This is a genomic window from Paracoccus thiocyanatus (assembly GCF_900156255.1).
Taxonomy (GTDB): domain Bacteria; phylum Pseudomonadota; class Alphaproteobacteria; order Rhodobacterales; family Rhodobacteraceae; genus Paracoccus; species Paracoccus thiocyanatus.
Genome location: NZ_FTMK01000004.1, coordinates 147,872 through 169,328, shown reverse-complemented (window position 1 = coordinate 169,328; position 21,457 = coordinate 147,872). Strand labels below are relative to the sequence as shown.

At 70.5% G+C, this 21,457-nt stretch carries 20 protein-coding genes and 1 riboswitch; of the genes, 6 read left to right on the top strand and 14 right to left on the bottom strand.

Annotation, left to right across the window (positions count from 1 at the left end; all coding sequences use genetic code 11):
* Positions 1-126: 126 nt before the first annotated feature.
* The 8 genes from gcvH to F3H32_RS04905 all read right to left on the bottom strand — a co-directional run bounded on the left by gcvH (position 127) and on the right by F3H32_RS04905 (position 6,985).
* Positions 127-480 carry a glycine cleavage system protein GcvH gene (gene gcvH / locus F3H32_RS04940; RefSeq protein ID WP_188128592.1) on the bottom strand — a complete coding sequence of 118 codons (354 nt, stop codon included), beginning with the start codon at positions 478-480 and terminating at the stop codon, positions 127-129.
* Between the two features lie 13 nt (positions 481-493).
* Positions 494-1,606, bottom strand: a complete 1,113-nt coding sequence (gene gcvT / locus F3H32_RS04935; protein ID WP_149764864.1) for a glycine cleavage system aminomethyltransferase GcvT — start codon at positions 1,604-1,606, stop codon at positions 494-496.
* A gap of 140 nt (positions 1,607-1,746) precedes the next feature.
* Positions 1,747-1,836: riboswitch (glycine riboswitch) on the bottom strand.
* A 55-nt stretch (positions 1,837-1,891) separates the two neighbouring features.
* A complete protein-coding gene (locus F3H32_RS04930; protein WP_149764863.1) occupies positions 1,892-2,674 on the bottom strand; it encodes an SDR family oxidoreductase in 783 nt (260 codons plus the stop codon).
* 58 nt (positions 2,675-2,732) lie between these two features.
* A complete protein-coding gene (locus F3H32_RS04925; protein ID WP_149764862.1) occupies positions 2,733-3,071 on the bottom strand; it encodes a hypothetical protein in 339 nt (112 codons plus the stop codon).
* The gene (locus F3H32_RS04920) at positions 3,068-3,682 is read right to left on the bottom strand and encodes a hypothetical protein (RefSeq protein WP_149764861.1); all 615 of its coding nucleotides are present in this window, start codon (positions 3,680-3,682) and stop codon (positions 3,068-3,070) included. Before F3H32_RS04920 ends, F3H32_RS04925 begins: the two co-directional genes overlap by 4 nt.
* Before the next feature lie 85 nt (positions 3,683-3,767).
* The gene (locus F3H32_RS04915) at positions 3,768-5,093 is read right to left on the bottom strand and encodes an ATP-binding response regulator (RefSeq protein ID WP_149764860.1); all 1,326 of its coding nucleotides are present in this window, start codon (positions 5,091-5,093) and stop codon (positions 3,768-3,770) included.
* A 3-nt stretch (positions 5,094-5,096) separates the two neighbouring features.
* The gene (locus F3H32_RS04910) at positions 5,097-6,278 is read right to left on the bottom strand and encodes an FIST N-terminal domain-containing protein (protein WP_149764859.1); all 1,182 of its coding nucleotides are present in this window, start codon (positions 6,276-6,278) and stop codon (positions 5,097-5,099) included.
* Entirely contained in the window at positions 6,275-6,985 is a 711-nt protein-coding gene (locus tag F3H32_RS04905; protein ID WP_149764858.1) for a response regulator, read from the bottom strand. Before F3H32_RS04905 ends, F3H32_RS04910 begins: the two co-directional genes overlap by 4 nt.
* A 186-nt stretch (positions 6,986-7,171) precedes the next feature.
* Between F3H32_RS04905 and F3H32_RS04900 the strand changes: the two genes are divergently transcribed.
* The 3 genes from F3H32_RS04900 to F3H32_RS04890 are packed head-to-tail and all read left to right on the top strand — an operon-like array spanning position 7,172 to position 9,522.
* Entirely contained in the window at positions 7,172-8,152 is a 981-nt protein-coding gene (locus tag F3H32_RS04900) for an ABC transporter substrate-binding protein (RefSeq protein WP_149764857.1), read from the top strand.
* A gap of 7 nt (positions 8,153-8,159) precedes the next feature.
* Complete coding sequence (locus F3H32_RS04895) at positions 8,160-8,942, top strand: ABC transporter permease (RefSeq protein WP_149764856.1); 783 nt, start codon at positions 8,160-8,162, stop codon at positions 8,940-8,942.
* Positions 8,932-9,522 carry an ATP-binding cassette domain-containing protein gene (locus F3H32_RS04890; RefSeq protein ID WP_149764855.1) on the top strand — a complete coding sequence of 197 codons (591 nt, stop codon included), beginning with the start codon at positions 8,932-8,934 and terminating at the stop codon, positions 9,520-9,522. The genes F3H32_RS04895 and F3H32_RS04890 overlap by 11 nt, the downstream gene beginning before the upstream one ends.
* On the opposite strand, the gene F3H32_RS04885 is transcribed toward F3H32_RS04890, so the two are convergent.
* The 6 genes from F3H32_RS04885 to pqqA form a co-directional block, all read right to left on the bottom strand.
* A complete protein-coding gene (locus tag F3H32_RS04885; protein WP_149764854.1) occupies positions 9,510-10,280 on the bottom strand; it encodes a quinoprotein dehydrogenase-associated SoxYZ-like carrier in 771 nt (256 codons plus the stop codon). The two genes, F3H32_RS04890 and F3H32_RS04885, sit on opposite strands and share 13 nt — an antisense overlap.
* Positions 10,277-11,413, bottom strand: a complete 1,137-nt coding sequence (gene pqqE / locus F3H32_RS04880; RefSeq protein ID WP_149764853.1) for a pyrroloquinoline quinone biosynthesis protein PqqE — start codon at positions 11,411-11,413, stop codon at positions 10,277-10,279. Before pqqE ends, F3H32_RS04885 begins: the two co-directional genes overlap by 4 nt.
* Entirely contained in the window at positions 11,410-11,721 is a 312-nt protein-coding gene (pqqD, locus tag F3H32_RS04875) for a pyrroloquinoline quinone biosynthesis peptide chaperone PqqD (protein WP_149764852.1), read from the bottom strand. Before pqqD ends, pqqE begins: the two co-directional genes overlap by 4 nt.
* The gene (gene pqqC / locus F3H32_RS04870) at positions 11,718-12,512 is read right to left on the bottom strand and encodes a pyrroloquinoline-quinone synthase PqqC (protein ID WP_115756569.1); all 795 of its coding nucleotides are present in this window, start codon (positions 12,510-12,512) and stop codon (positions 11,718-11,720) included. The genes pqqD and pqqC overlap by 4 nt, the downstream gene beginning before the upstream one ends.
* A complete protein-coding gene (pqqB, locus tag F3H32_RS04865) occupies positions 12,509-13,399 on the bottom strand; it encodes a pyrroloquinoline quinone biosynthesis protein PqqB (protein WP_149764851.1) in 891 nt (296 codons plus the stop codon). The genes pqqC and pqqB overlap by 4 nt, the downstream gene beginning before the upstream one ends.
* Before the next feature lie 67 nt (positions 13,400-13,466).
* Positions 13,467-13,559: a pyrroloquinoline quinone precursor peptide PqqA gene (pqqA, locus tag F3H32_RS04860; protein ID WP_024843519.1), complete on the bottom strand. Its 93-nt coding sequence runs from the start codon at positions 13,557-13,559 to the stop codon at positions 13,467-13,469.
* A gap of 139 nt (positions 13,560-13,698) precedes the next feature.
* Here pqqA and F3H32_RS04855 point away from each other — a divergent pair, with 139 nt between their 5' ends.
* The 3 genes from F3H32_RS04855 to F3H32_RS04845 all read left to right on the top strand — a co-directional run bounded on the left by F3H32_RS04855 (position 13,699) and on the right by F3H32_RS04845 (position 21,398).
* Entirely contained in the window at positions 13,699-14,757 is a 1,059-nt protein-coding gene (locus F3H32_RS04855) for a quinoprotein relay system zinc metallohydrolase 2 (RefSeq protein ID WP_149764850.1), read from the top strand.
* A gap of 56 nt (positions 14,758-14,813) precedes the next feature.
* Entirely contained in the window at positions 14,814-20,312 is a 5,499-nt protein-coding gene (locus F3H32_RS04850; protein WP_149764849.1) for an alpha-2-macroglobulin family protein, read from the top strand.
* 87 nt (positions 20,313-20,399) lie between these two features.
* Entirely contained in the window at positions 20,400-21,398 is a 999-nt protein-coding gene (locus tag F3H32_RS04845; protein WP_149764848.1) for a helix-turn-helix domain-containing protein, read from the top strand.
* Positions 21,399-21,457 lie beyond the last annotated feature (59 nt).

Here is a 21,457-nt window from a genome sequence, read left to right as displayed (position 1 = left end):
ATTGCCGTTGAGGAAAGCCGCGGCCCGGACACCGCGCCGGCTTTCTCCGTTTTCCAAATACTCTCGGGGGGTCCGGGGGGCGAAGCGCCCCCGGCTTGCGCCGGGCCGGCAGGCCCGGCAGCGCCATCACCCGATCAGCGCCTGATAGCCCGCCTCGTCCAGGAAACCGGACAGATCGGCCGAGGCCGGCCTGATGCGAAAGAACCAGGCCGCCATCGGGTCGTCGTTCACCGCGCCGGGCGCGTCGGTCAGCGCCTCGTTCACCGCGGTGATGACGCCCGCCACCGGCGCGGCGATGTCCGAGGCGGCCTTGACCGATTCGATCACCACGATCTCCTCGCCGGCCTCGACCTCGCGCCCCACCTCGGGCAGTTCGATGAAGACGACATCGCCCAATTGCTCGCTGGCATGGGCGGTGATGCCGACGACGATCTCGTCGCCCTCCTGCTTCAGCCATTCGTGGTCTTCGGTATATTTCAGCATGCCTGGCCTCTCAGCGCTTGTAGCTCGGTTCGTGGAAAGGAAGCGGGGCGATGGTGACCGGCACCCGCCGGCCGCGCAATTCGGCCCAGACGGTGGCGCCGGGCCGCAGGGCTGCGGGCAGGATCGCCATGGCGATCGGCCCGCCGACCGAGGGGCCGAACCCGCCCGAGCAGACCTTGCCCAAGCCGGCGCCGCCCTCGGCCGCGTCGAAAATCTCGACCCCTTCGCGGATCGGGGCGCGGCCTTCCGGGCGCAGGCCCATCCGGCTGCGGGCCGGGCCCTGGGCCAGCCCCTTCAGGATGAGGTCGGCGCCGGGAAAGCCGCCCGCGCGCGCGCCGCCGGCGCGGCGGACCTTGGGGATGGACCAGCCAAGCCCGACCTCGCCGGGCGGGGTCGAACCGTCCATGTCATGACCGTAAAGCGGCAATCCCGCCTCAAGCCGCAGGCTGTCGCGGGCGCCCAGCCCGATGGGCGCGACCTCTGGCTCGGCCAGCAGCGCCTCGGCCAGGGCGACCGCCCGGTCCCCCGGCACGGAAATTTCGAACCCGTCCTCGCCGGAATAGCCCGAGCGGCTAAGCCATAGTGTCGCGCCCTGCCAGTCGAACTCGGCCACGTCCATGAAGCGCATCGCGGCCACGCCCGGAACCAGCCGTTCCAGCACCGCCTGGGCCTGGGGTCCCTGCAAGGCCAGAAGCCCGCGATCCGTCACCGGCTCGACCGAAATGCCCTGCGCCTCCAACTGGCGCAGATGGGCGATGTCCTGTTCGGCGCAGGCGGCGTTCACCACCAGCAGCAGGTGGTCGCCCTTGTTGGCGATCATCAGGTCGTCCAGGATGCCGCCCCTGTCGTTGGTGAACAGCCCATAGCGCTGCCGCCCCTGGGCCAGGCCCAGGATATCGGCGGGAACCAGCGCCTCCAGCGCCTGGGCAGCAGCCGGCCCGCGCAGGATCACCTGGCCCATGTGGCTGACATCGAACAGCCCGGCATGGGCGCGGGTGTGCAGGTGCTCGTTCAGCACGCCCATCGGATATTGCACCGGCATTTCCCAGCCGGCAAAGGGCACCATCTTCGCGCCGCGCGCCAGGTGCAGGTCGTATAGCGTCGTGCGCCGCAAATCGGCCATGGGCATCCCCTTTCCTGCGGACGGACCAACCCGGCCGCTGCGATGCCCCCTCTGTCCCTACCCCGAAACGGGGCGCCTGAGATCGTTATCCCTTCGGCGGGCGGCCTGGCCCAGGGGGCGGCCGCCACTCTCCAGAGCGTTCTTCGGAAACGGTTCTGCTTGCCTGAGAGTTTACCGGGGCGGTTGCTCCTTCGGCCCTGGCTTGCGCCAATGTCTCCCGATTTCCGACCTTTGTCGTAGCCGGGCCGCAGCCTTCTGGCAAGAGACTTGTGCGGACCGTTTCGTTCAGATCGTGGCGTTCAGCGCGCCGCCATCCAGCAGGATGTTCTGCCCGATCATGAACCGGGCCTGCTGGCTGCACAGAAAGGCGCAGGCTGCGCCGAAATCCTCGGCCCGGCCATAGCTGCGGGTGGGGATCGTCGCCTCGCGCCGGGCACGCGCCTCGTCCAGGCCGATGCCCTCGGCCTTGGCCACCCCCGAATCCAGGCTGACGGCGCGGTCGGTGGCATGGATGCCGGGCAGCAGGTTGTTCACCGCCACGCCATGCGGCGCCACCTGCCGCGACATGCCGGCGACAAAGCCGGTCAGCCCGGCGCGGGCGGTGTTGGACAGGCCCAGAACCGGAATGGGCGAGCGTACGGATTGCGAGGTGATGTTCACCACCCGGCCCCAGCCGCGCTCGATCATGCCCGGCACCAGCGCCTGCATCAGTGCGATGGCGGTCAGCATGTTGGCGTCGATGGCCTTGATGAAATCGTCGCGCGTCCAGTCGGTCCAGGTGCCCGGCGGCGGGCCGCCGGCGTTGTTGACCAGGATGTCGGCCTGTCCGCCCAGGGCCTTTAGCACCGCGGCGCGGCCCGCCTCGGTGGTGATGTCGGCGGCGACCGGGGTCACGGAAACGCCATGACGGCCGGCGATCTCTTGCGCGGCGGCCTCCAGCACCTCGGCGCCGCGGGCATTGATGACCAGGTCCACCCCCGCCTCGGCCAGTGCTTCGGCACAGGCCCGGCCCAGCCCCTTCGATGCGGCGCAGACAAGCCCGCGCTTGCCGCTGATCCCCAGATCCATGGCTTCCCTCCTGTTCAGCTTGGCGCCAAGGAAGCGCGGGCCGCGCGGATTGTCCAGTTCAGAAGCACAGAATCTCGGCCTCGGCCTCGGCGCGGCGGAAATCGGCGATCATCTCGTTGACGGCGATGCCCTGGCGAAAGATGCCCGCCCGCTCGCCCGCGGTCTGGCGCATGGCCAGCACCGTCTCGGCCCTGACGTAATCGTCATAGGGCAGGATCTGGGCGATCTGGTCGATGGCGCAACTGCACCTGTCCAGCATCTCGCGGGTCTGGCCGTTCGTCGCCATGCAGACGTAGACGTAATCGGCCCGCGCACTGGTCGGATAGTCGTTGATCGCCTGCGCCCCGGCCATGCCGGCCGAAAGCAGCAGGGCAACGGTCAGCATCGCCCGGATCATTTCAGCACCATTTCACTGTGATAGGCCGGCCGTCCCCCGGCCAGCGGCCCGGTTTCGGCCAGCATGCGCCGGATCGGCCGCTTGGGATCGTCCAGGGTGAAGCGCAGTTCCAGCGTGTCAAAGCCAGCCATGCGCCCGCTATTCTTGTCGTCCTTGAACGGCGCGAAGACGGCGGTGGTCGCGTCGCCTTCGGGCCGCAGCTCGCCGCCGCGAAACAGCGCATCCTTCAGCCGGTTGCGGATATAGAACGGGCTGCCGCCGGTCAGGGCCGCCATGTCGCGGGTGATGGTTTCCAGAAAGAAGGTCAGCGCCGGATCGCCGCCCGAGACCGGGAAAGGGCCGATCCTGCGCTGGACGCCGGGGGTTTCCTCGGTCAGTTCCAGCACCGCCTGGCCATCGGCGGTCTGGGTCGAGCGGGCCAGCGAAATCCGCCCCTCGCCCAAGGGCGCGAATCCCTGGGTCTGCGGGCCGGTCTGATGCAGCGTCCAGACCAGCGGCCCCTGGGGCAGGTCCCATGGCCCGCGATCGGCAAAGACCAGGTCCCCCGCCTCGCCCGCCCAGAGCGGCGAGGCCAGCAATCCGATCAGCACCAGGCTGCGCAAGATCTTCATCTCGGTTTGTTCCTTCCCTGTTTGCGAGCCTGCCCTTGCCGGGGCCGGGGCGAAAGCCCGCCAAGCGCGGTTTCGTGCTTTGGTCTTAGGCCAGCATCCGCTGCAACATGGCTTGCATGTCCTGCGGGGCGACGGGTTTTTCCAGCACCGGCACGCCGATCTTCTGGCAGGCCAGTCCCAGTTCCGGCGCGCGGCGGGCCGACACGACGATGGCGGGCACCGCCCGCCCCGCCTGCGCGCGCAGCGCCGCGATGGCCTGCAAGCCGGTATCGCCATTGTCCAGATTGTAATCGGCGATCACCACATCGGGCGGCTCGTCGCCCGTCTGCGCCAGGGCCTCGGCAATGCCGCCCGCGACGCGGACCGCCATGCCCAGCCCATCCTGAAGCAGCAGTTGCAGCGCCCGGCGCATGGCATCGTCGTTTTCGACCACCACCGCGACGCGGCCCCGCAACGAAGGACCGCCGCATGCGCTTTCCGGCCGCGCCGGCTCGTCCCGCGCCCCGGCCAGCGGCAGGTTGACGCGAAACACCGTGCCGCGGCCGGGTTCGCTGTCCATGGCGATGGAATGGCCCAGCTTGGCGCAGGCGCGGCGCACGATCGACAGGCCCAGGCCCATGCCGGGCGCGCCGCCTTCGCGGCCGATGCGCTGGAACTCGTCGAAGATGCGGGCGCGGTCGGCGGCGGCGATGCCGATGCCGGTGTCGTAGATTTCCAGCCAGGCCCGCTCGCCGCGCTGGCGCACACCGACCAGCACGCCGCCGCGATCGGTGTATTTGATCGCGTTCGAGACCAGGTTCTGCGCGATGCGCCGCAGAAAGGTCGGGTCGCTTTCCACCAGCACCGTGGTCGGCGCAAAGCTCAGCCGCAGCCCCTTGGCTTCGGCCATGGGGGCGTATTCGACGGCAAGGCGGCGGAACAGGTCGCCCAGATCGACGGGCTTGCGCTGGAACTCGATGCGCTGGCTGTCCAGCCGCGAGATGTCCAGCACCGCGTGCATTAGTTCCTCCACCGACTCGAAGGCGCCGGTCAGGCGTCCGGTCAGTTCGCGCTGCAATTCGTCCAGTTCCGTGTCCTTCAGCGCCGACAGGAACAGCTTGGCCGCCGAAAGCGGCTGCAACAGGTCGTGGCTGGCCGCGCGCAGGAAACGGGTCTTGGAACGGTTTGCCTCTTCGGCCGAGGCGCGGGCGACGGCCAGTTCGCGGTTGCGTTCCGACAGGTCGGCCAGCGCCTGTTCCAACTCGCGGGTGCGCACCTGGACTTCCTGCTCCAGCGCGACGGCGGCCTGGAACATCGACCAGGCCGAGCCGCGGCTTTCCTCCAGCCGGTCGATGCGCTCGACCAGCACGTCGGCGATGCGCGTCAGCTTCTCGACCCGTCGCGCGGGGGGATCGTCGTCGCGCAGGAACATGGCTTAGCCCGGCGCGGGCGGCATCAGGGCCATGCCGACAAAGGTCTGGTTCACATGCATGCCGCTGTGCTGTTCGCCATAGGTGTTGAAGCCGGCGACGCGATAGCGCGCCAGCAGTTCGGACATCTGCCCGTCCATGCCGGCGCGTTCCAGCGCCAGCCGGCGCAGGATGCAGTCGAAGCCCAGCACGATCAGCGGCGGCCGCGGCAACGCATCCAGCGCCTCGGCAAAGCCGCGGGTCATGTCCATGGCCCGGCCGAGCGTCAGGATGCTGCCCGCCTCGATCCCGGACAAAAGCTGCAAGCCGCCCTGGGGGGTGATGGCGCGGATGGCGCGGACGTGATGGCGCTTGCCGGTGCGCAGCAGCAGCGGGTGGCGGGCGAATTCGGTGGGCGTCAGCGCCTCGACCGGGATGCCGGCCAGCCGGGCATATTCCTGTGCCGCCGGCTCGTCGTTCAGCGCCATGATGACGCGGTTGTGGCGGTCGGCCGCCGTCACCACGGCACGCCGGTCGGTGGGGCTGAAATGCTGGAAAGAGACCTCGGCCGCCGCTAGATCCGTCTCGATCAGCAAAAACAGCGCCGCGCCGGGATATGATTCGCCATCCACCATCTGGCAGGTCGGCCCGAACCGCATGCCCTCGGCGCTGGAGCCGCCGACGATGGGCAGGCCGGGAATGGCCGCGTCCAGCGTTGCGGTCAGCACGTCCTCTTGCCGGGCCAGCGCATCGGCCAGCACCACGCCAAAGCCGGAACGGCGCAGGTCGGGGCGGAAATCGGCATGAAAGCGGCGCAAGGTGGACATCCATTCCGACACCGGCACCAGCGCCTGGTCGCGCAGGACGCAGACGCCGACGCGAAAGCTGGCCGCGGGAAAGCCCAGCGCCGTGACCGTGCGGGCGCAATAGCCGCCGGGCCCGATCTCGCCCACCGAGGAACAGCCGACGATGCGGCAATCCGGGCCCAGCGTCTGCCGCAGCGCCGCGCCCAGGGCCGGCAACCCCTCGGCCGGCATGCCGAACAGCAGGACCAGCGCCGGGTCCAGTGGCGCCATGGCTTCGGCAATGCGGCGGGCGGTATCCGCCCCGGCGGCCGGAACCGAGACGGCGACGGGGGCAGCCGGCGGCGCGGCCGGCCGCGCCTGGGGACGCGCCGCCGGCCAGGGTTCGGGCTGGGCCGCGCTCATGCCGGTTCGAACAGCCTGACGCTATTGGCCAAAAGCACCGCCTGGGTGCGGCGGCGGGCGTTGATCTTGGACATGATCGCGGTGATATGCGTCTTGACCGTCGCCTCGGCGATGGACAGCTCGTAGCTGATTTCCTTGTTCGCCTTGCCTTGGCAGATCAGCCGCAGGATCTTCATCTGCTGCGGCGTCAGGGTGGCGAAGCGGCGGGCCAGTTCGACGCGGGCCGCGTCCTCTTCGCCGGCATGCTGCGGCTGGTAGCTGTCGGGCGTCACCCGTTCGCCCTGCCACATGCGGCGCAGGCTGTCGACCAGCGCCTCGCGGCCCAGCGACTTGCTGATATAGCCCTGCGCGCCCGCGGCCATCGCAGCCGAGATCATGGCGTTTTCCAGATCGGCCGAGATCATGGTGATCGGCACGTCGGGGATCTGGCGGCGCAGCGTCACCAGCCCCTCGGCCCCCTTGGCATCGGGCAGGTTCAGGTCAAGGATCACCGCATCGGGGGCGCCCTGGCTGCGGATCTGTTCCTGGGCGGCGGCCAGGCTGCGGGCGGTGCGCACATTGCGCAGCCCGAAGCTGATCTTCAGCGTCAGGGCCAAGGCGTCGCACATCAGCGGGTGATCGTCCACGATCAGGATCTCGCGGACCCGTTCGACGGAAAGCCTTGGCGACACGACGCGTTCCTGGGACTGCAATTCGGCTGAGGCCATCGTTCTCCTCCCAAAGAAACGATAGGACCGGGCCATGGCGCGCCGGCCTTTCGGCATCCATCTTAAGTCCCCTGCCCGCCGGCGCAAGCCCGTTAAGCCCTGGGCCGGGCTTGCGGCTACGACTTCGGTTGTATTGGCGGAAATCGGGGCGCATGACAGTTTGGCCGCAGCACGGGGGAACCAAGCATGAGGATCACGCGCAGAATCACCCTGCTGGCCGGGGCATTGTCCCTGGCCGCGCCGATGTTGCGGCCGGCGCGCGCCCAAGTCCCGGCGATCCGCATCGGCACGCTGGAAAACGGCACCGTCACCTGGGAAACCGAAACGATCCGCCGCCGCGGCCTTGATGCCCAGAACGGCTTTCGGCTGGAAACGCTGGTCCTGGCGGGCAACCCCGCCACCCAGGTCGCCATGCAGGGGGCCGAGGTCGATACCATCGTGTCGGACTTCCTGTGGGTGGCGCAGCAGCGGGCGCGCGGCACGGGCTTTCGCATCCTGCCCTATTCCACCGCCGTGGGCGGGCTGATGGTGCCGGCGGGCAGCGCCGCGCAGTCGCTGGCCGACCTTCGCGGCAAGAAGATCGGCATCGCCGGCGGGCCGGTGGACAAAAGCTGGCTGATCCTGCGCGCCTGGTCGCGCGAAAAGCTGGGCGAGGACCTGGCCGATATCACCCGGCAGGTGTTCGGCGCGCCGCCGATGATCCTGAATGCCGCCGAGACGGGCGAGATCGACGCCGCGATCAACTTCTGGCACTTCCAGGCGCGGATGCAGGCGCAGGGCATGCGCGAGATCATTTCGGTGCAGGCCGCGGCGCGCGATCTGGGGCTGGAGCCGGCGACGCCGCTTCTGGGCTATGTGCTGCGCGACGACTGGATCGCGGCCAACCCGGCGCTGTCGGCGGGGCTGGCGCGCGCATCCCGCGCCGCCAAGGATCTTCTGGCCCAGGACGATGCCGCCTGGGAAGAGCTGCGCCCGATCATGCAGGCCGGAAACGAGGCCGAGTTCCAGGCGCTGAAGGCCGGCTGGCGCGCCGGCATTCCCGCACCCGGCCCGGTCGATGCGGCCGATGCGCAAAGCATGTTCGCCACCATGGCCGCGCTTGGCGGCGAGGAACTGACCGGCGGGCTTGCCGCCCTGCCCGAGGGCCTGTTCTGGTGGCCGGAGTAAGCCCGCCTTGGCCCAGCTTCCCAAGCCCTCTGCGCTGCGTCCGGGCCTTGTGCCGGGGGTGCTGTCGATCCTGACGCTGGTGCTGATCTGGACCCTGGCGTCGCAACTGACCGACCGGCCCCAGACCTTACCCGCGCCCTGGCATGTCGCGGCGCGAATCGGCCGGCTGGCCGCGACCGGCGAATTGTGGTTCAACGCCGGTATGACCCTGTTCCGGGTCGCCGCCAGCTTTGCGCTGGCCATGGCGGCGGGGGTGGCGCTGGGGCTGTGGATGGGACGGTCGCGCGCCGTCGACCATTGGCTGAACCCGGCCACGATCATCTTGCTGAACGTGCCGGCGCTGGTGGTGATCGTGCTGTGCTATATCTGGATCGGCCTGAACGAAACCGCCGCCATCCTGGCCGTGGCGCTGAACAAGATCCCCGTGGTGACGGTGATGGTGCGCGAGGGCACGCGGGCGCTGCGCCCCGACCTGGGCGACATGGCCCGCGCCTTTCGGATGCCGCCGCTGCGGCGGCTGCGCCATGTCGTGCTGCCGCAGCTTGCGCCGCATCTCGCCTCGGCCGCGCGGGCCGGGATCTCGCTGATCTGGAAGATCGTGCTGGTGGTCGAGTTCCTGGGCCGCTCGAACGGGGTCGGCTTCAAGATCCACCTGCTGTTTTCCAGCTTCGACGTGACCGGCGTGCTGGCCTGGGCGCTGGCCTTTGTCGCGGTCATGCTGGCCATCGACCTGTTCCTGCTGCGCCCGTGGGAACGGCGCGCCAATCGCTGGAGGCAGGATGCGGCTTGAACTGGAGGCCAAGTCCTTCGGCCCGCGCCAGGTGCTGGGGCCGCTGGCGCTGTTGGTCGCGCGGGGCGAGCGGGTGGCGATCCTGGGTCCCTCGGGCATCGGCAAATCGACGCTGCTGCGCATCCTGGCCGGGCTGGACGCGGATTTTCGCGGCCGGCTGAAGGGCGCCGACCGCCTGGCCCCGGTGTTCCAGGAACCGGTGCTGCTGCCCTGGCGCGACGCGGTGGCGAATATCACCATCCCGACCGGCTGCGATGCGGCCACGGCGCGGGACTGGCTGGCGCAGGTCGGGCTGGCCGGGCACGAGGCGAAGTTCCCCCGCCAGCTGTCGCTGGGCCAGCAACGGCGGCTGGCGCTGGCCCGCGCCTTTGCCGCCGGGCCCGACATCCTGCTGATGGACGAACCCTTCGCCTCGCTGGACGCGGATACGGCGGCGCGGATGCTGGCGCTGACCGCTGCGCTGCTGACCCGCAGCGGCGCCGGCCTGGTTCTGGTCACGCATGACCCGGCCGAGGCGGCGGCGCTGGACGCGCGGGTGCTGCACCTGGCCGGCCAGCCCGCGCAGCTTCAGAAGGACTGATCCCAGGTCCGGCCGTCGGTATCCTCGGCATGGACCGTCACCGGCCCCTTGCCCGGCGCATGGGCAAAGCGGAACACCGGGTCTTCGGAAATCGAGATCCCGGCCTGCATGGTGAACAGCGGCGCATCGCCCTGCTTGACCTCCAGCGTCTGGATGAACTCGGCCGGGATGGTCAGCAGCGTCACCTGGTCGCGCTGCAGGCCCGAGAAATTGGGGTGCCGGATCATCAGCGTGCCGACCTGTCGCCCGTCTTCCTCGGCGGCGCGGAAACGCATCTCGCCCATGGTGGCGCGCACCTCGTCCATGCTTTTGCCGGCCGGCGCCGCGCAGCCGCCCGACGCCTTGACGAAACGGCCGGCCATGACCTTGCGCCCGTCCTCCAGCGTGGCGATGGCGCGCAGGTCGGAATAGGTATCGACACGCACCCGCACCTCGAAATCCAGGGGCATCAGCGCCTTGCCGAATGTGAACTCGGCCGCGACCGGCGCCGGGTTGCCGTCCACCACCAGCGCCAGCGCCGTGATCGCCGGCGCGCCCGGCGGCTGGGTGATGCGCACCGGCACCAGCGCCGGATTGTCGGCGCGCGGCGGCGCGTCCAGGTCCAGGACCGACGGATCGACCGGCGGTTCCTGATCCGTGCCGATCACCGCCAGCCGCATGTCATCCCACAGGGCCGAAGGCTGCATGGGATTGGCCACCTGGGCCAGCAGCGCCCCCGGCGCCAGGATCAGGGCGGCAAGCAGGCAAGCCGGTCTCATCCGCGCTTCTCCCGTGTCATGCGGCGATAGACCAGCACGGTGGAATCGCTTGCCGCCTCGGCCTCGGCCTCGGCACGAAGCTGTGCGTGCAGGCTTGACCGCGAACAGACCGGATCGGTCGCCCGCGCGTCGCCCGCCATCGCCATGGCCTGACAGCGGCAGCCGCCGAAGTCGATCTCGCGCCGCTCGCAGGATGCGCAGGGCTCGGGCATCCAGGCGGTGCCGCGAAAGGCGTTGAAGGCCGCGCCGTCGTGCCAGATCCGCGCCAGGGGCACATCGCGCACATTCTCGAATGCCAGCCCCTTGATGGTCTGGGCGGCGTGGCAGGGCAGCACCGTTCCATCAGGGGCCACGTTCAGCCCGGTCGAGCCCCAGCCCCCCATGCAGCTTTTCGGGAACGACGCCAGATGATCGGCGGGCACATAGTCGATGACCATGCGGCCCTTGAGGCGCTGGCGGGCCTCGTCCACCACCGCCCGCGCCCGCGTCGCCTGCTCTTGCGTGGGCATCAGCGGGCGGCGGTTCAGGTCGGCCCAGCCGTGGAACTGCACGGTCGCCACCTCGATGCGGCGGCAATCCAGCCCCTCGGCCAGGTCGATCATCTCGGACAGGCGGTCCAGGTTCTGGCGATGCACCACGGCGTTCAGCGTCATCGGAAAGCCGATGGCGCGGGCCCATTGCGCGACCTGCATCTTGCGGGCGAAGCTGCCGCCATAGCCGCTGATCCAGTCGGCCATCTCGGCGTCGATGCCTTGCAGCGAAAGCTGGATATGATCGACCACGCCGTCCAATTCGCGCAGCCGCGCTTCGGTCAGCCCGATCCCCGAGGTGATCAGGTTCACGTAAAGCCCTGCGTCGCGGGCGGCGGTGGCGATTTCCGCCAGGTCGCGGCGCGAGGCAGGCTCTCCGCCCGACAGGTGCAGTTGCAAGACGCCCATCTCGGCGGCCTGGCGGAACACATCCGCCCATTCCGCCGCCTTCAGCTCGGCGCTGGCGCGGGTCAGTTCGACCGGGTTCGAGCAATAGGGGCAGGCCAGCGGACAGCGATGCGTCAGTTCGGCCAGCATCGCCATGGGCAGGCCGACCCGGACCGGATTGCCGTCGATGTCGCGCGGGGCGGGATCATCCCTCATGGCTGGGCCCCCTCTGGCTCTTGCTCCAGAAACACCATGCGCCGGTCCATCAGGTCGCGCAGGAACTCTTGCACATCGCCCTCGATCTGCTCGGGCGGGGCCTCGTAGCGGGTGCAAAGCGTCAGCACCACCTCGGCCAGGCTGCGCTTGCCGTCCAGTTCCGACAGAATGGCATGGCCGACCGGGTCAAGCTGGATCACCCGTTCAGGCGCCAGCAGCACGCGGATGCCGCGCACGCGGTCGTCATGCAGCCGCACGCCCCGCGGCAGATAGGGCACGGCGGCGCCGCTGATGCGATCCCCGCTCATGAGGCCCCCGCGGCCTCGGGGGCCGGCTCGGGGATGGCGGCGTCCAGCAGCCCCTCGCCCGGACGCCAGGCGCCGGGGGGGATATTGCCTTCGACATAGCCGTGCCACAGCGCGTCAAGCTGCGCCCACAGCACATCGGTCTTGAAGACCAGCGCCGCCGCCGCCGCGTCCTGCTTTTCCAGCGTATCGGCATGGTCCAGCACATGGTTCAGGCCGAATTCCACGTCCTTGGGCGCCTCGGACAGCCGGTTGCGGAAATAGGCCAGGCTGGCATCGTCGGCGAAATCGTAATGCTTGAGCAGCCCCTCGATCCGCTCGGCATGGATTTTCGGCGCGAACATCTCGGTCAGGCTGGCGGCCACGGCATCCAGCAGCGGCATGTCGCGCACGAAGCGGACATAGGCATCGACGGCAAAGCGGGTCGCCGGCATCACCCCCACGCCGCTGGCGACGTAATCGGGGTCAAGGCCGACGGCGCGGGCCAGCGCCAGCCAACGCCGGATGCCGCCGCCCTGATCGGTGCCGCCGTCGTGATCCTCGATGCGACTTCGCCAGATGCGGCGTAGCTGCGGATCCTCGACCCGCGACAGGAAGGCCGCGTCCTTCATCGGGATGCGCGACTGGTATTGCCAGCGGTTGATCACCCAGGCCCGCACCTCGTCGGGACTGCATTGCCCGCCATGCAGGCGTTTGTGGAACGGGTGGCGGTCGTGATAGCGCTCGGCGCCGATGCGCCGCAGCCGCTCGTGGAACTCGGCGCGGGTCTGGGCCTGATGGTCGGCAAGTTTCATGGCGCGATCTCCATTCCGTCATGGCCCACCTGCCAGCCCGCCGCCTGCGCCTGCGCACGTTCGGGGCTGGCCGGATCGACCAGCGGGTTCGAATTGTTCAGATGCACGTAGATGCGGGCACCCAGGTCCAAGCCGCGCAGCGCCTCCAGGCTGCCGCCGGGGCCGGATACCGGCACATGGCCCATGCGCCGCCCGGTCTTGGCCCCAAGGCCCGCGCGCAGCATCTCGTCATCGGTCCACAGCGTGCCGTCGAACAGCAGCGCGTCCGCACCGGCGATCCGTTCACGCAGCCAGCCGGGGACCGAGGCGCAGCCGGGGATATAGAATACCCGCCGCCCGCCCCCGGCCAGTTCCACGCCTACGGTCTGCTCTCCCATCAGCTCGGTCTCGACCCGCTCGCCCTCAAGGTAAAGCGGCACCTTGCCGGGCACGGCGAAAAGCGTCGCCGCAAGGCCGGGCGCCAGCTCGAAGGGCTGGTCCAGCGCCACCTCGCGCCGGGCGACCAGATGCGGATCCAGCGCCGCCAGCATCGGATTGGCGGCCAGAACCCCATGGATCGCCTGGGTGGCGAACAGATCGAAGGGCTGGCCTTCGCGCAGCGTCAACAGCCCCGCGACATGGTCGATGTCGCCATTCGTGACCAGAACCGAGCGGATGGGCGTGCCGCGCAGCCCCTGGGGCCGCAGCGCCGCCGCCCCGGCAAGCTGCTGGCGCAGGTCGGGCGAGGCATTGACCAGCGCCCAGTCCCGGCCATCGGCGGACACGGCGATCCCGCTTTGGCTCATGGCGGGAATGCGCCCGTCGCGCGCGGCCTCGCAGTTGCGGCAACCACAGTTCCACTGCGGCACACCGCCACCGGCGCCGCTGCCGAGAATCACGATACGCATGGGAAAGGCTCCGGCAGGCCCGGCCCCCGGTCAGCCGGAAGCCGGGCCAGGGAAGTTTGCCGGCGGTTTAGAACAGGACCGGCTCGTCTTCGGCCGGTGCATACATGTTGATTTCCATGCCGCAGGCGATTTCCTTGGGCGCGGGTTTCGTCCAGGCCATGTTTTCTCCTCCTCGAAAAGCCGCAGGATACGGCCAGCATTGATGCTAAGCCGCTCTGGCTGCCAGTCAACACGCCAAAGGTCGTAGATGGCGCCGGTCGCGGGCTTGTGTTAGCGTCGCCGCCGCGAAAGGAATGCGGATGTTTCACCTGGTCCTGGCCGCCTGTCTGGCAGCCCAGCCCGCCACCTGCCAGTCCCGCCTGCTGCCCGCCGGCGACGCCCCCACGCGCGAGGATTGCGAACTGCGCGCCGGGCCCGTGGCCAGCGACTGGCTGGCGCGCCATCCCGATCTGGCCGGCAGCGGCCCGGTGCGCTGCGTGGAAACCGGCGAATTGCCGGCCCTGACCGCGCAAGAGGTGGCGCCGGGCATCCATGTGCATCAGGGCGCGATGGCCCAGGTCTCGACCCAGAACCGCGGGCGGATCGCCAACCTGTCCTTTGTCATCGGCGACACCGTCGCCGTCATCGACGCAGGCGGCAGCCGTGCCGAGGGCGAGGCGCTTTACGCCGCCATCCGCCAGGTCACCGACAAGCCGGTCAGCCATCTGATCCTGACCCATATGCATCCCGACCACATCCTGGGCGCCGAGGTGTTTTCCGAAGCCGGCGCCAGCATCGTCGCCGATGCCCGCCTGCCCGAAGCGGTGGCGCGCCGGGCGGAAAGCTGGATGATGTCGACCCCGCGCCAGATCGGCGCCGCAGCCTTTGCCGGCACCAGGATCGCCGCCGTGGACCAGCGGGTCGAAGCGCCCCGGCTGCTGTCGCTGGGCGACCGGCAATTGCAGTTGACCCCCGTGCCCTCGGCCCATACCGGCAGCGACATGACGGTGCTGGACCAGGAAACGGGCACGCTGTTCACCGGCGACCTGGTGTTCCTGGGCCTGACGCCGTCGCTTGACGGATCGCTGGCCGGCTGGCTGGACTGGATCGCCACGCCGCCCGACCCCCTGCCGGCGCTGATCGTGCCCGGCCACGGCCCGGTGATGGAAAACTGGGACGATGCGGTGGCCCCGGAACGGCACTATCTGACCGCGCTGCGCGACGCCACGCGCAAGGCCATCGGGGCCGGCTTGCCGCTGTCGCGGGCGATCCCGGCCATCGTGGTGGCGATGCAGCCCGCCGCCGAAGGCTGGGCCGATTTCCGGGCCACCACCGCGCGCAACGCCGCCGCCGCCTATGCCGAACTGGAATGGGAATAGTTGCCTAGCCTGCGACCGGATGCCACAACTGTGACGCGCGCAGAAGGAGCAAGGCCATGGCACATCCCGTCCGGCACGGTTTCATCGCAGCAGCCCTGACCGGGCTTCTGGTCGCGGGCGGCGCTTTGGCGCAGGACGCGCCGCTGCCGGAACGGCGGCTGTCCTTGCAGGCCGATACCGACCTGCCCGGCGGCGATCTTGGCCCGATCTTCGACACCACCCTGCAAGCCTGTGTCCAGGCCTGCCTGGGCAACCAGGACTGCCGGGCGCTGACCTATAACCAGCGCTCGCGCGCCTGCTTTCCCAAGGGCGGCGATGCGGGCGCGCCCGCGGCCTTCGCGGGCGCGGTCTCGGGCCATGTCGCGACCCCCTCGGCCGAAGCGCGGCTGCGCGCCGAATCGCGCGCCGCCGCCGCGCCCTTTATCGGTGCGCAGGACCGCAAGGCGGCACATAGCCAGGCGCGCCTGTTTCCTGCCCTGCACCCGGCGCTGGGTGCGGGCGATGCGGGCGATGCCGCCGCGGATGCGGAACGGGCGGGCGACCTGGCGGGGGCAGCGCGGATCATGGCATCGCTGGCCGCCCGCGACGACCGGGCCGAGGATTGGACCAACCTGGCGCGGCTGACGCTTTACACCAGCGACCCCGACGACCGCGAGGCATCGGCATCCATCGCCTTGATGGCGATCAACGCCTATCTGCGCGCGGACCAGGATGCGGTGGCGGCGCGCGCGCTGTCCTGGCTGGCCATGGCCTGGGAACGGCAGGACCGCGGCCGCGACGCGCTGTCCGCCTTGCGCCTGGCCGGCGCGCTTGCGCCGGGCGACGATGCCATCGCCCAGGCGCTGGAGGAATCGCAGGCCCGCCACGGGCTGCGCGTCACCGACAGCCAGGCGGAAGCCGAGGGCAAGCAGCCGCGTTTCTGCGCAGTGATGTCGCGCGAACTGGCCGAGGGCACGGATTACGCGCCCTTCCTGCGCCTGCCCGGCCGCGACCTGACGGTCGAGGCGGACGGCAACCGGCTGTGCGTCGCCGGGCTGACCCATGGGCAAGCGGTGGAACTGACCCTGCGCGCCGGCCTGCCCGCCGCCGATGGCGAGGTGCTGGCCCGCGACGTGACGCTAAAGGGCTATGTGCGCGACCGCGAACCCTCGGTGCGCTTTCCGGGCCGGGCCTATGTGCTGCCCGCCTCGGGCGACCAGCGGCTGTCGATGGTCACGGTCAATGCCGATGCGATCGACCTGCGGCTGTTGCGCATTTCCGACCGCAACCTGATCCGCGCCATGGCCGAGGACATGTTCGCCAAGCCCCTGGACAGCTGGCAGGCGGATTACTTCGGCGAGCGCATGGCGCGCGAGGTCTGGAAGGGCACGGCCCAGGTGGCGAAACCCATGGGGCAGCGGACGCTGAACCAGGAACTGACCACCAGCCTTGCCATCCCCGCCGAGGCCGGCCCGCTGGAGCCCGGCATCTATATCGTCGAGGCCGGGATCCAGAACCAGGCCGTCCAGGATACCGGGCTGGCGACGCAATGGTTCGTGATCTCGGATTTCGGGATCTCGACCTTCTCGGGCGCGGACGGGCTGACCGTTGCGGTGCGCAGCCTGGCCGATACCGCCGCCAAGACGGGGGCCGAGGTGGCGCTGGTCAGCCGCTCGAACGAGGTGCTGGCCAAGTCCGTGACCGACGACCAGGGCCTGGCGCATTTCGCGCCGGGGCTTGCCATGGGCCGCGACGGCGCGGCGCCGGCGCTGGTCACGGTGACGGATTGGCAGGGCGAAGGGACGGATCGCGCACCCCGCGACATGGCCTTCCTGTCGCTGTCGGACCCCGAATTCGACCTGTCCGACCGCGGGGTCGAGGGCCAGCCCCCCGCGCCGCCCATCGACCTGTTCGTGACCACCGACCGCGGCGCCTATCGCGTGGGCGAGACGGTGAACGCCACCATTCTGGCCCGCGATGCCGATGCCCGCGCGCTGGAAAACCTGCCGCTGACCGCGGTGATCCTGCGCCCCGACGGGGTCGAGGCGGCGCGCCTGCCCGCGCAAGACGCCGGCGCCGGCGGCAGCGTGGTCGCCTGGCAGATCCCCGCCACCGCCCCGCGCGGCACCTGGCGCATGGAACTGCGCGCCGAGGCCGACGGCCCAGCCCTGGCCACCGCGCGCCTGCTGGTCGAGGATTTCCTGCCCGAACGCATCGACTTTACCCCGCGCCTGCCCGAGGGCCCGGCTCGCGCCGGCGCGGCGCTGGATCTGTCGCTGGACGCGCATTGGCTTTTCGGCGCCCCGGCCGCCAACCTGCCGGTCGAGGGGCAGTTGCGCCTGTCCCCGACCCGCAGCCTGGATGGTTTCGACGGCTATGTCTTTGGCCGCCACGACGACGACAGCGCGCCGGTTACGGACAGCCTGCCGCCAGGCACCACCGACGCACAAGGCAATTACCAGGCGCAGGTCACGCTGCCCCCGGCCGGCGAGCTTGGGCCGCGTCCGGTCCAGGCCGAACTGGTGCTGGACATCCGCGAAGGCGCCGGCCGCCCGGTCGAGCGAACGGAATCGCGCGTGGTCATGCCCGAAGCCCCGGTCGCCGGCATCCGCCCGCTTTTCGAAGGCGACACGGTTTCGGAAAACGCCGAGGCGCGTTTCGCGCTGGTCGCGGTCGGCCCCGACCTGAAACCCGTGGCCGAGCCGCTGCGCTGGGTGCTGAACCGCATCGACACCGATTACCAATGGTATTCGCTGGGCGGGCAATGGAACTGGGAGGCGATCACCTCGCGCACCCGCATCGCCGAGGGGGAGGCCGAGCCGGGGCAAGCCCCGGCCGAGATCGCCGTCCCCGTCGAATGGGGCCAATATGAGCTGGTGGCCGAGCCGGCATCCGGCGCGGGCGGGCAAAGCTCGACGCGGTTCTATGCCGGCTGGGGCGCCGCCGCCAATGCGGGAACCGAAACGCCCGACCGCTTGCAAGTGGTTCTGGACCAGCCCGCCTATCGCAGCGGCGATACCGCCCGCGTCCGGGTCGAGGCGGCTGCCGACGGGCTGGGCCTGGTTTCTGTGCTGTCGAACCGGCTGGTCTCGATGCAGACCGTGGCGCTGAAGGCTGGCGAGAACCAGATCGACCTGCCCGTGTCCGACGATTGGGGCGCCGGGGTCTATGTCACCGTCAGCGCCATCCGCCCCTTGGGCGAGGCGCGGCCGGGGGATCGCCAGCCGGTGCGCGCCCTGGGGCTGGCCCATGCCGCCGTCGATCCCGGCGACCGCAAGCTTGCCGCCAGCATCACCGCCCCGGCCGAGGCCCGCCCGCGCGGCACAGTCCCGGTCACGCTGAAGGTCGAGGGCGCGGCAGGCCAGACGGTCCACGCGACCGTCGCCGCCGTCGATCAGGGCATCCTGAACCTGACCCGCTTCCAGCCGCCCGATCCGTCGCAGCATTACTTCGGCCAGCGCCGGCTGGGCGTGGCGCTGCGCGACCTCTATGGGCGGCTGATCCTGCCCACCGGGGCGCCGGACGGCGCGCTGCGCCAGGGGGGCGACGCCAGCCTTGCCGGCAATGCCGAGGCGCCGCCGCCCACCGAAAAGCTGATGAGCTGGTTTTCCGGCCCGGTGACGCTGGACGAGGACGGCACAGCCACCGTCGAGGTGCCGGTGGGCGATTTCAACGGCGAGCTGCGGGTGATGGCCGTGGCCTGGTCGGAAAAGGGCGTGGGCCAGGCCGATGCCTCGGTCCTGGTGCGCGATCCGGTGGTGATGACCGTGACCGCGCCCGCCTTTCTTGCGCCGAACGACAGCGCCCGGCTGGGGCTGCGGCTGACCCATACCTCTGGCCCGGCCGGAGAGGTGCGGCTGGCGCTGTCGCAGGTCGGCGGTGAGGGCGGGCTGACCTATGCGGTAGAGCCGCAGGTGCAGCTTGGCGAAAAGGCCGAGGCGCGGCTGGACATCCCCGTCACCGCGACCGAGGCGCTTGGCACCGCCAACCTGCGGCTGGTGCTGACCACGCCCGATGGTCAGGACCTGACCAAGGACATCGCCATCCCCATCGCGCTGAACGAGGCCGACATCCAGCGCCAGGACCGGCTGGTCGTCGAGCCGGGGCAAAGCCTGACCGTGCCCGCCAGCCTGACGCAGGGCCTGCTGCCCGGCGCCCAGGTGACGGCGGCGCTTGGCCCCTATGCCCGGCTGGACGTGGCCGGCGCGCTGATGCGGCTGGCGCGCTATCCCTATGGCAGCACCGAGCAACTGGCCTCGGGCGCGATGCCGCTGATCTACCTGCCCGGCCTTGCCGCCGCCGAGGGGGTCGAGGGCGGCGATGCGGCCGAACAGGTGGACAAGGCGATCACCCGGATCCTGACCCGGCAGGGCTCGAACGGCGGATTTGGGCTGTGGTCGGCGGATTCGGGCGACCTGTGGCTGGAAGCCTATGTCACCGACTTCCTGTCGCGGGCGCGGGCGGCGGGGCATCAGGTGCCGGAAACCGGCTTCCGCATGGCCATCGACAACCTGCGCAACCGCGCCAATTACGCCACCGAACCCGCCGCCGCCTCGGCCGAGGAAAACGCGGCGCTGGCCTATGCGCTGGCGGTGCTGGCGCGGGAACGGGCGGCAACGGTGGGCGATTTGCGCTATTACGCCGACACGGCGGCCGGCTCGTTCTCGACCCCGATGGGGGCGGCCAGCCTGGGGGCGGCGCTGGCCTCTTACGGCGACCAGGGGCGGGCGGACCGGATGTTCGCGCAGGCGCGCAACCTGCTGAACCTGGGCGCGCCCGAACCCCATGCCTTCCGCGCCGATTACGGCACCCGGCTGCGCGACGCCACCGCCGTGCTGGCGCTGGCGGCCGAGGCGAGGGCGCAGGCCGTCGATGCCACCGACCTGACCAACCAGATCGCCGAGCGCATCGCGCAGGCGCAACAGGACGGCCGCAGCCTGTCCACGCAGGAATCGGTCTGGACGGTCATGGCGGCGCAGTCGCTGTTTGGCGCCGCACCGCCCGCGACGCTGAACGGGGTGGCCCTGACCCAGCCGGTCGCCAGCCTGCCGGCCGATGCCGCCATCGCCAATACCGGCGAAGACGCGCTGGAGGTGACGCTGACCGCGACCGGCAAGCCCGCGGGTCCAGTCGCGGCCGGCGGCAAGGGCTATGGCATCGCCCGGCGCTATTACAGCATGCAGGGCGAGGCGCTGGACCCCGCGCAGGTGCAGCAGGGCACCCGCATGGTCGTGGTGCTGGAAATCGCGCCGCAATCCGAAGGCGGCGGCCGTCTGGTGATCGCCGACCCCCTGCCCGCCGGGTGGGAGATCGACAACCCCAACCTGCTGCGCGCCGGCGACGTTTCGGCGCTGGACTGGCTGGAGGGCGAGACCGCGGCCGAGATGACCGAGTTCCGCGCCGACCGCTTTGCCGCGGCGCTGACCTGGACCTCGGCCGAAAGCTTCCGGCTGGCCTATATCGTCCGCGCGGTGACGCAGGGCGAGTTCCACCACCCGGCCGCCAGCGTCGAGGACATGTATCGCCCCGAATTCCGCGCCTGGTCGGACAGCGGCACGGTCACGGTCACGCCCTGATCCGGCAGGAGGCGCGAAAAGCATTGCTTGCCCCGCAGCGCCGGGGCGGGCAATATCGCGCCATCGCGTAAGGAAGGGGAGGACGCCTTGCCCGAGACCCGCCCGGCACCGCCCAGCGCAACCCGCCACGAGGATCGCGTGGTCCAGGCGTCGCAATCGCCCGGCGCCGTCACCCGGCTGGCCGCAAGCTGGCGCCGCTCGATCGTCAAGCACGGGCTGGACCCGACCCGGCCGCCCGATCCCCGCCGCCTGACCGAGCGCGAACTGGCCGAACGGGTCGAGCGCATGGACCGCTTCATCGCCGTTGCCCGGCCGCAGCTGGACCAGCTTTTCCAGCTGGTCTGCCCGACCGGCTGCAACCTGCTGCTGACCGACGCCCAGGGCATCGTGCTGGAACACCGCGTGAGCCAGGGCGACGCCGCCACCTTTCGCGGCTGGGGCCTGTGGCGCGGCATGGACTGGTCCGAAGAGGTGCAGGGCACCAACGGCATCGGCACCTGCCTGGCCGAGGGGCGGCAGGTCACGATCCACCGCGACGAACATTTCTATGCCCGCAATACCGGCCTGTCCTGCATGGACGCGCCGATCTGGGGCCCGGACGGGCGGCTGATCGCGGCGCTGGACATCAGCTCGGCCCGCGCCGACCATACCGAGCGGCTGAACGCGCTGATCGCGGCACAGGTCGCCCATAGCGCGCGGGCGATCGAGGCGGCGTTCTTTCGCGCCTCGTTCCCCGGCGCGCGCATCGTCACCGCCGAAGCCGAAGGGGCCGGGGATGGCACATTGCTGATCGCGGTGGACAAGGACGACCTGGCCATCGGCGCCAATCGCGCCGCCCGCCGCGCCCTGGGACTTGAGAAAGAGGGGCGGTTGCGGCCCCGCCCCGCCTCGGACCTGCTGGGCCGGCAGGACGAGGCGACCGGCTTCGAGCGCGCCGAACGGGCCGCGGTGATTCGGGCCCTGGCCAGGGCCGAGGGCAATGTCTCGGCCGCGGCCCGCGCGCTGGGGGTCGGGCGGGCGACGCTTTACCGCCGCATGGCGCGGCTGGGCATCGACGGAAATCCGGGCAAACTGTCTCGGCCCTGAAACAGGTGGGCAAGCGGGCCGAAACCCCGCGTTGACCCGAGCGGCCCGCGGCGCCCAAT

Bases quoted from the DNA above. Each gene is read 5' to 3' on its own strand.
- gcvT (WP_149764864.1), bottom strand. From the start codon at position 1,606: ATGGCCGATTTGCGGCGCACGACGCTATACGACCTGCACCTGGCGCGC.
- F3H32_RS04930 (WP_149764863.1), bottom strand. From the start codon at position 2,674: ATGGATCTGGGGATCAGCGGCAAGCGCGGGCTTGTCTGCGCCGCATCG.
- F3H32_RS04925 (WP_149764862.1), bottom strand. From the start codon at position 3,071: ATGATCCGGGCGATGCTGACCGTTGCCCTGCTGCTTTCGGCCGGCATG.
- F3H32_RS04920 (WP_149764861.1), bottom strand. From the start codon at position 3,682: ATGAAGATCTTGCGCAGCCTGGTGCTGATCGGATTGCTGGCCTCGCCG.
- F3H32_RS04915 (WP_149764860.1), bottom strand. From the start codon at position 5,093: ATGTTCCTGCGCGACGACGATCCCCCCGCGCGACGGGTCGAGAAGCTG.
- F3H32_RS04910 (WP_149764859.1), bottom strand. From the start codon at position 6,278: ATGAGCGCGGCCCAGCCCGAACCCTGGCCGGCGGCGCGTCCCCAGGCG.
- F3H32_RS04905 (WP_149764858.1), bottom strand. From the start codon at position 6,985: ATGGCCTCAGCCGAATTGCAGTCCCAGGAACGCGTCGTGTCGCCAAGG.
- F3H32_RS04900 (WP_149764857.1), top strand. From the start codon at position 7,172: ATGAGGATCACGCGCAGAATCACCCTGCTGGCCGGGGCATTGTCCCTG.
- F3H32_RS04890 (WP_149764855.1), top strand. From the start codon at position 8,932: ATGCGGCTTGAACTGGAGGCCAAGTCCTTCGGCCCGCGCCAGGTGCTG.
- F3H32_RS04885 (WP_149764854.1), bottom strand. From the start codon at position 10,280: ATGAGACCGGCTTGCCTGCTTGCCGCCCTGATCCTGGCGCCGGGGGCG.
- pqqE (WP_149764853.1), bottom strand. From the start codon at position 11,413: ATGAGGGATGATCCCGCCCCGCGCGACATCGACGGCAATCCGGTCCGG.
- pqqD (WP_149764852.1), bottom strand. From the start codon at position 11,721: ATGAGCGGGGATCGCATCAGCGGCGCCGCCGTGCCCTATCTGCCGCGG.
- pqqC (WP_115756569.1), bottom strand. From the start codon at position 12,512: ATGAAACTTGCCGACCATCAGGCCCAGACCCGCGCCGAGTTCCACGAG.
- pqqB (WP_149764851.1), bottom strand. From the start codon at position 13,399: ATGCGTATCGTGATTCTCGGCAGCGGCGCCGGTGGCGGTGTGCCGCAG.
- pqqA (WP_024843519.1), bottom strand. From the start codon at position 13,559: ATGGCCTGGACGAAACCCGCGCCCAAGGAAATCGCCTGCGGCATGGAA.
- F3H32_RS04855 (WP_149764850.1), top strand. From the start codon at position 13,699: ATGTTTCACCTGGTCCTGGCCGCCTGTCTGGCAGCCCAGCCCGCCACC.
- F3H32_RS04850 (WP_149764849.1), top strand. From the start codon at position 14,814: ATGGCACATCCCGTCCGGCACGGTTTCATCGCAGCAGCCCTGACCGGG.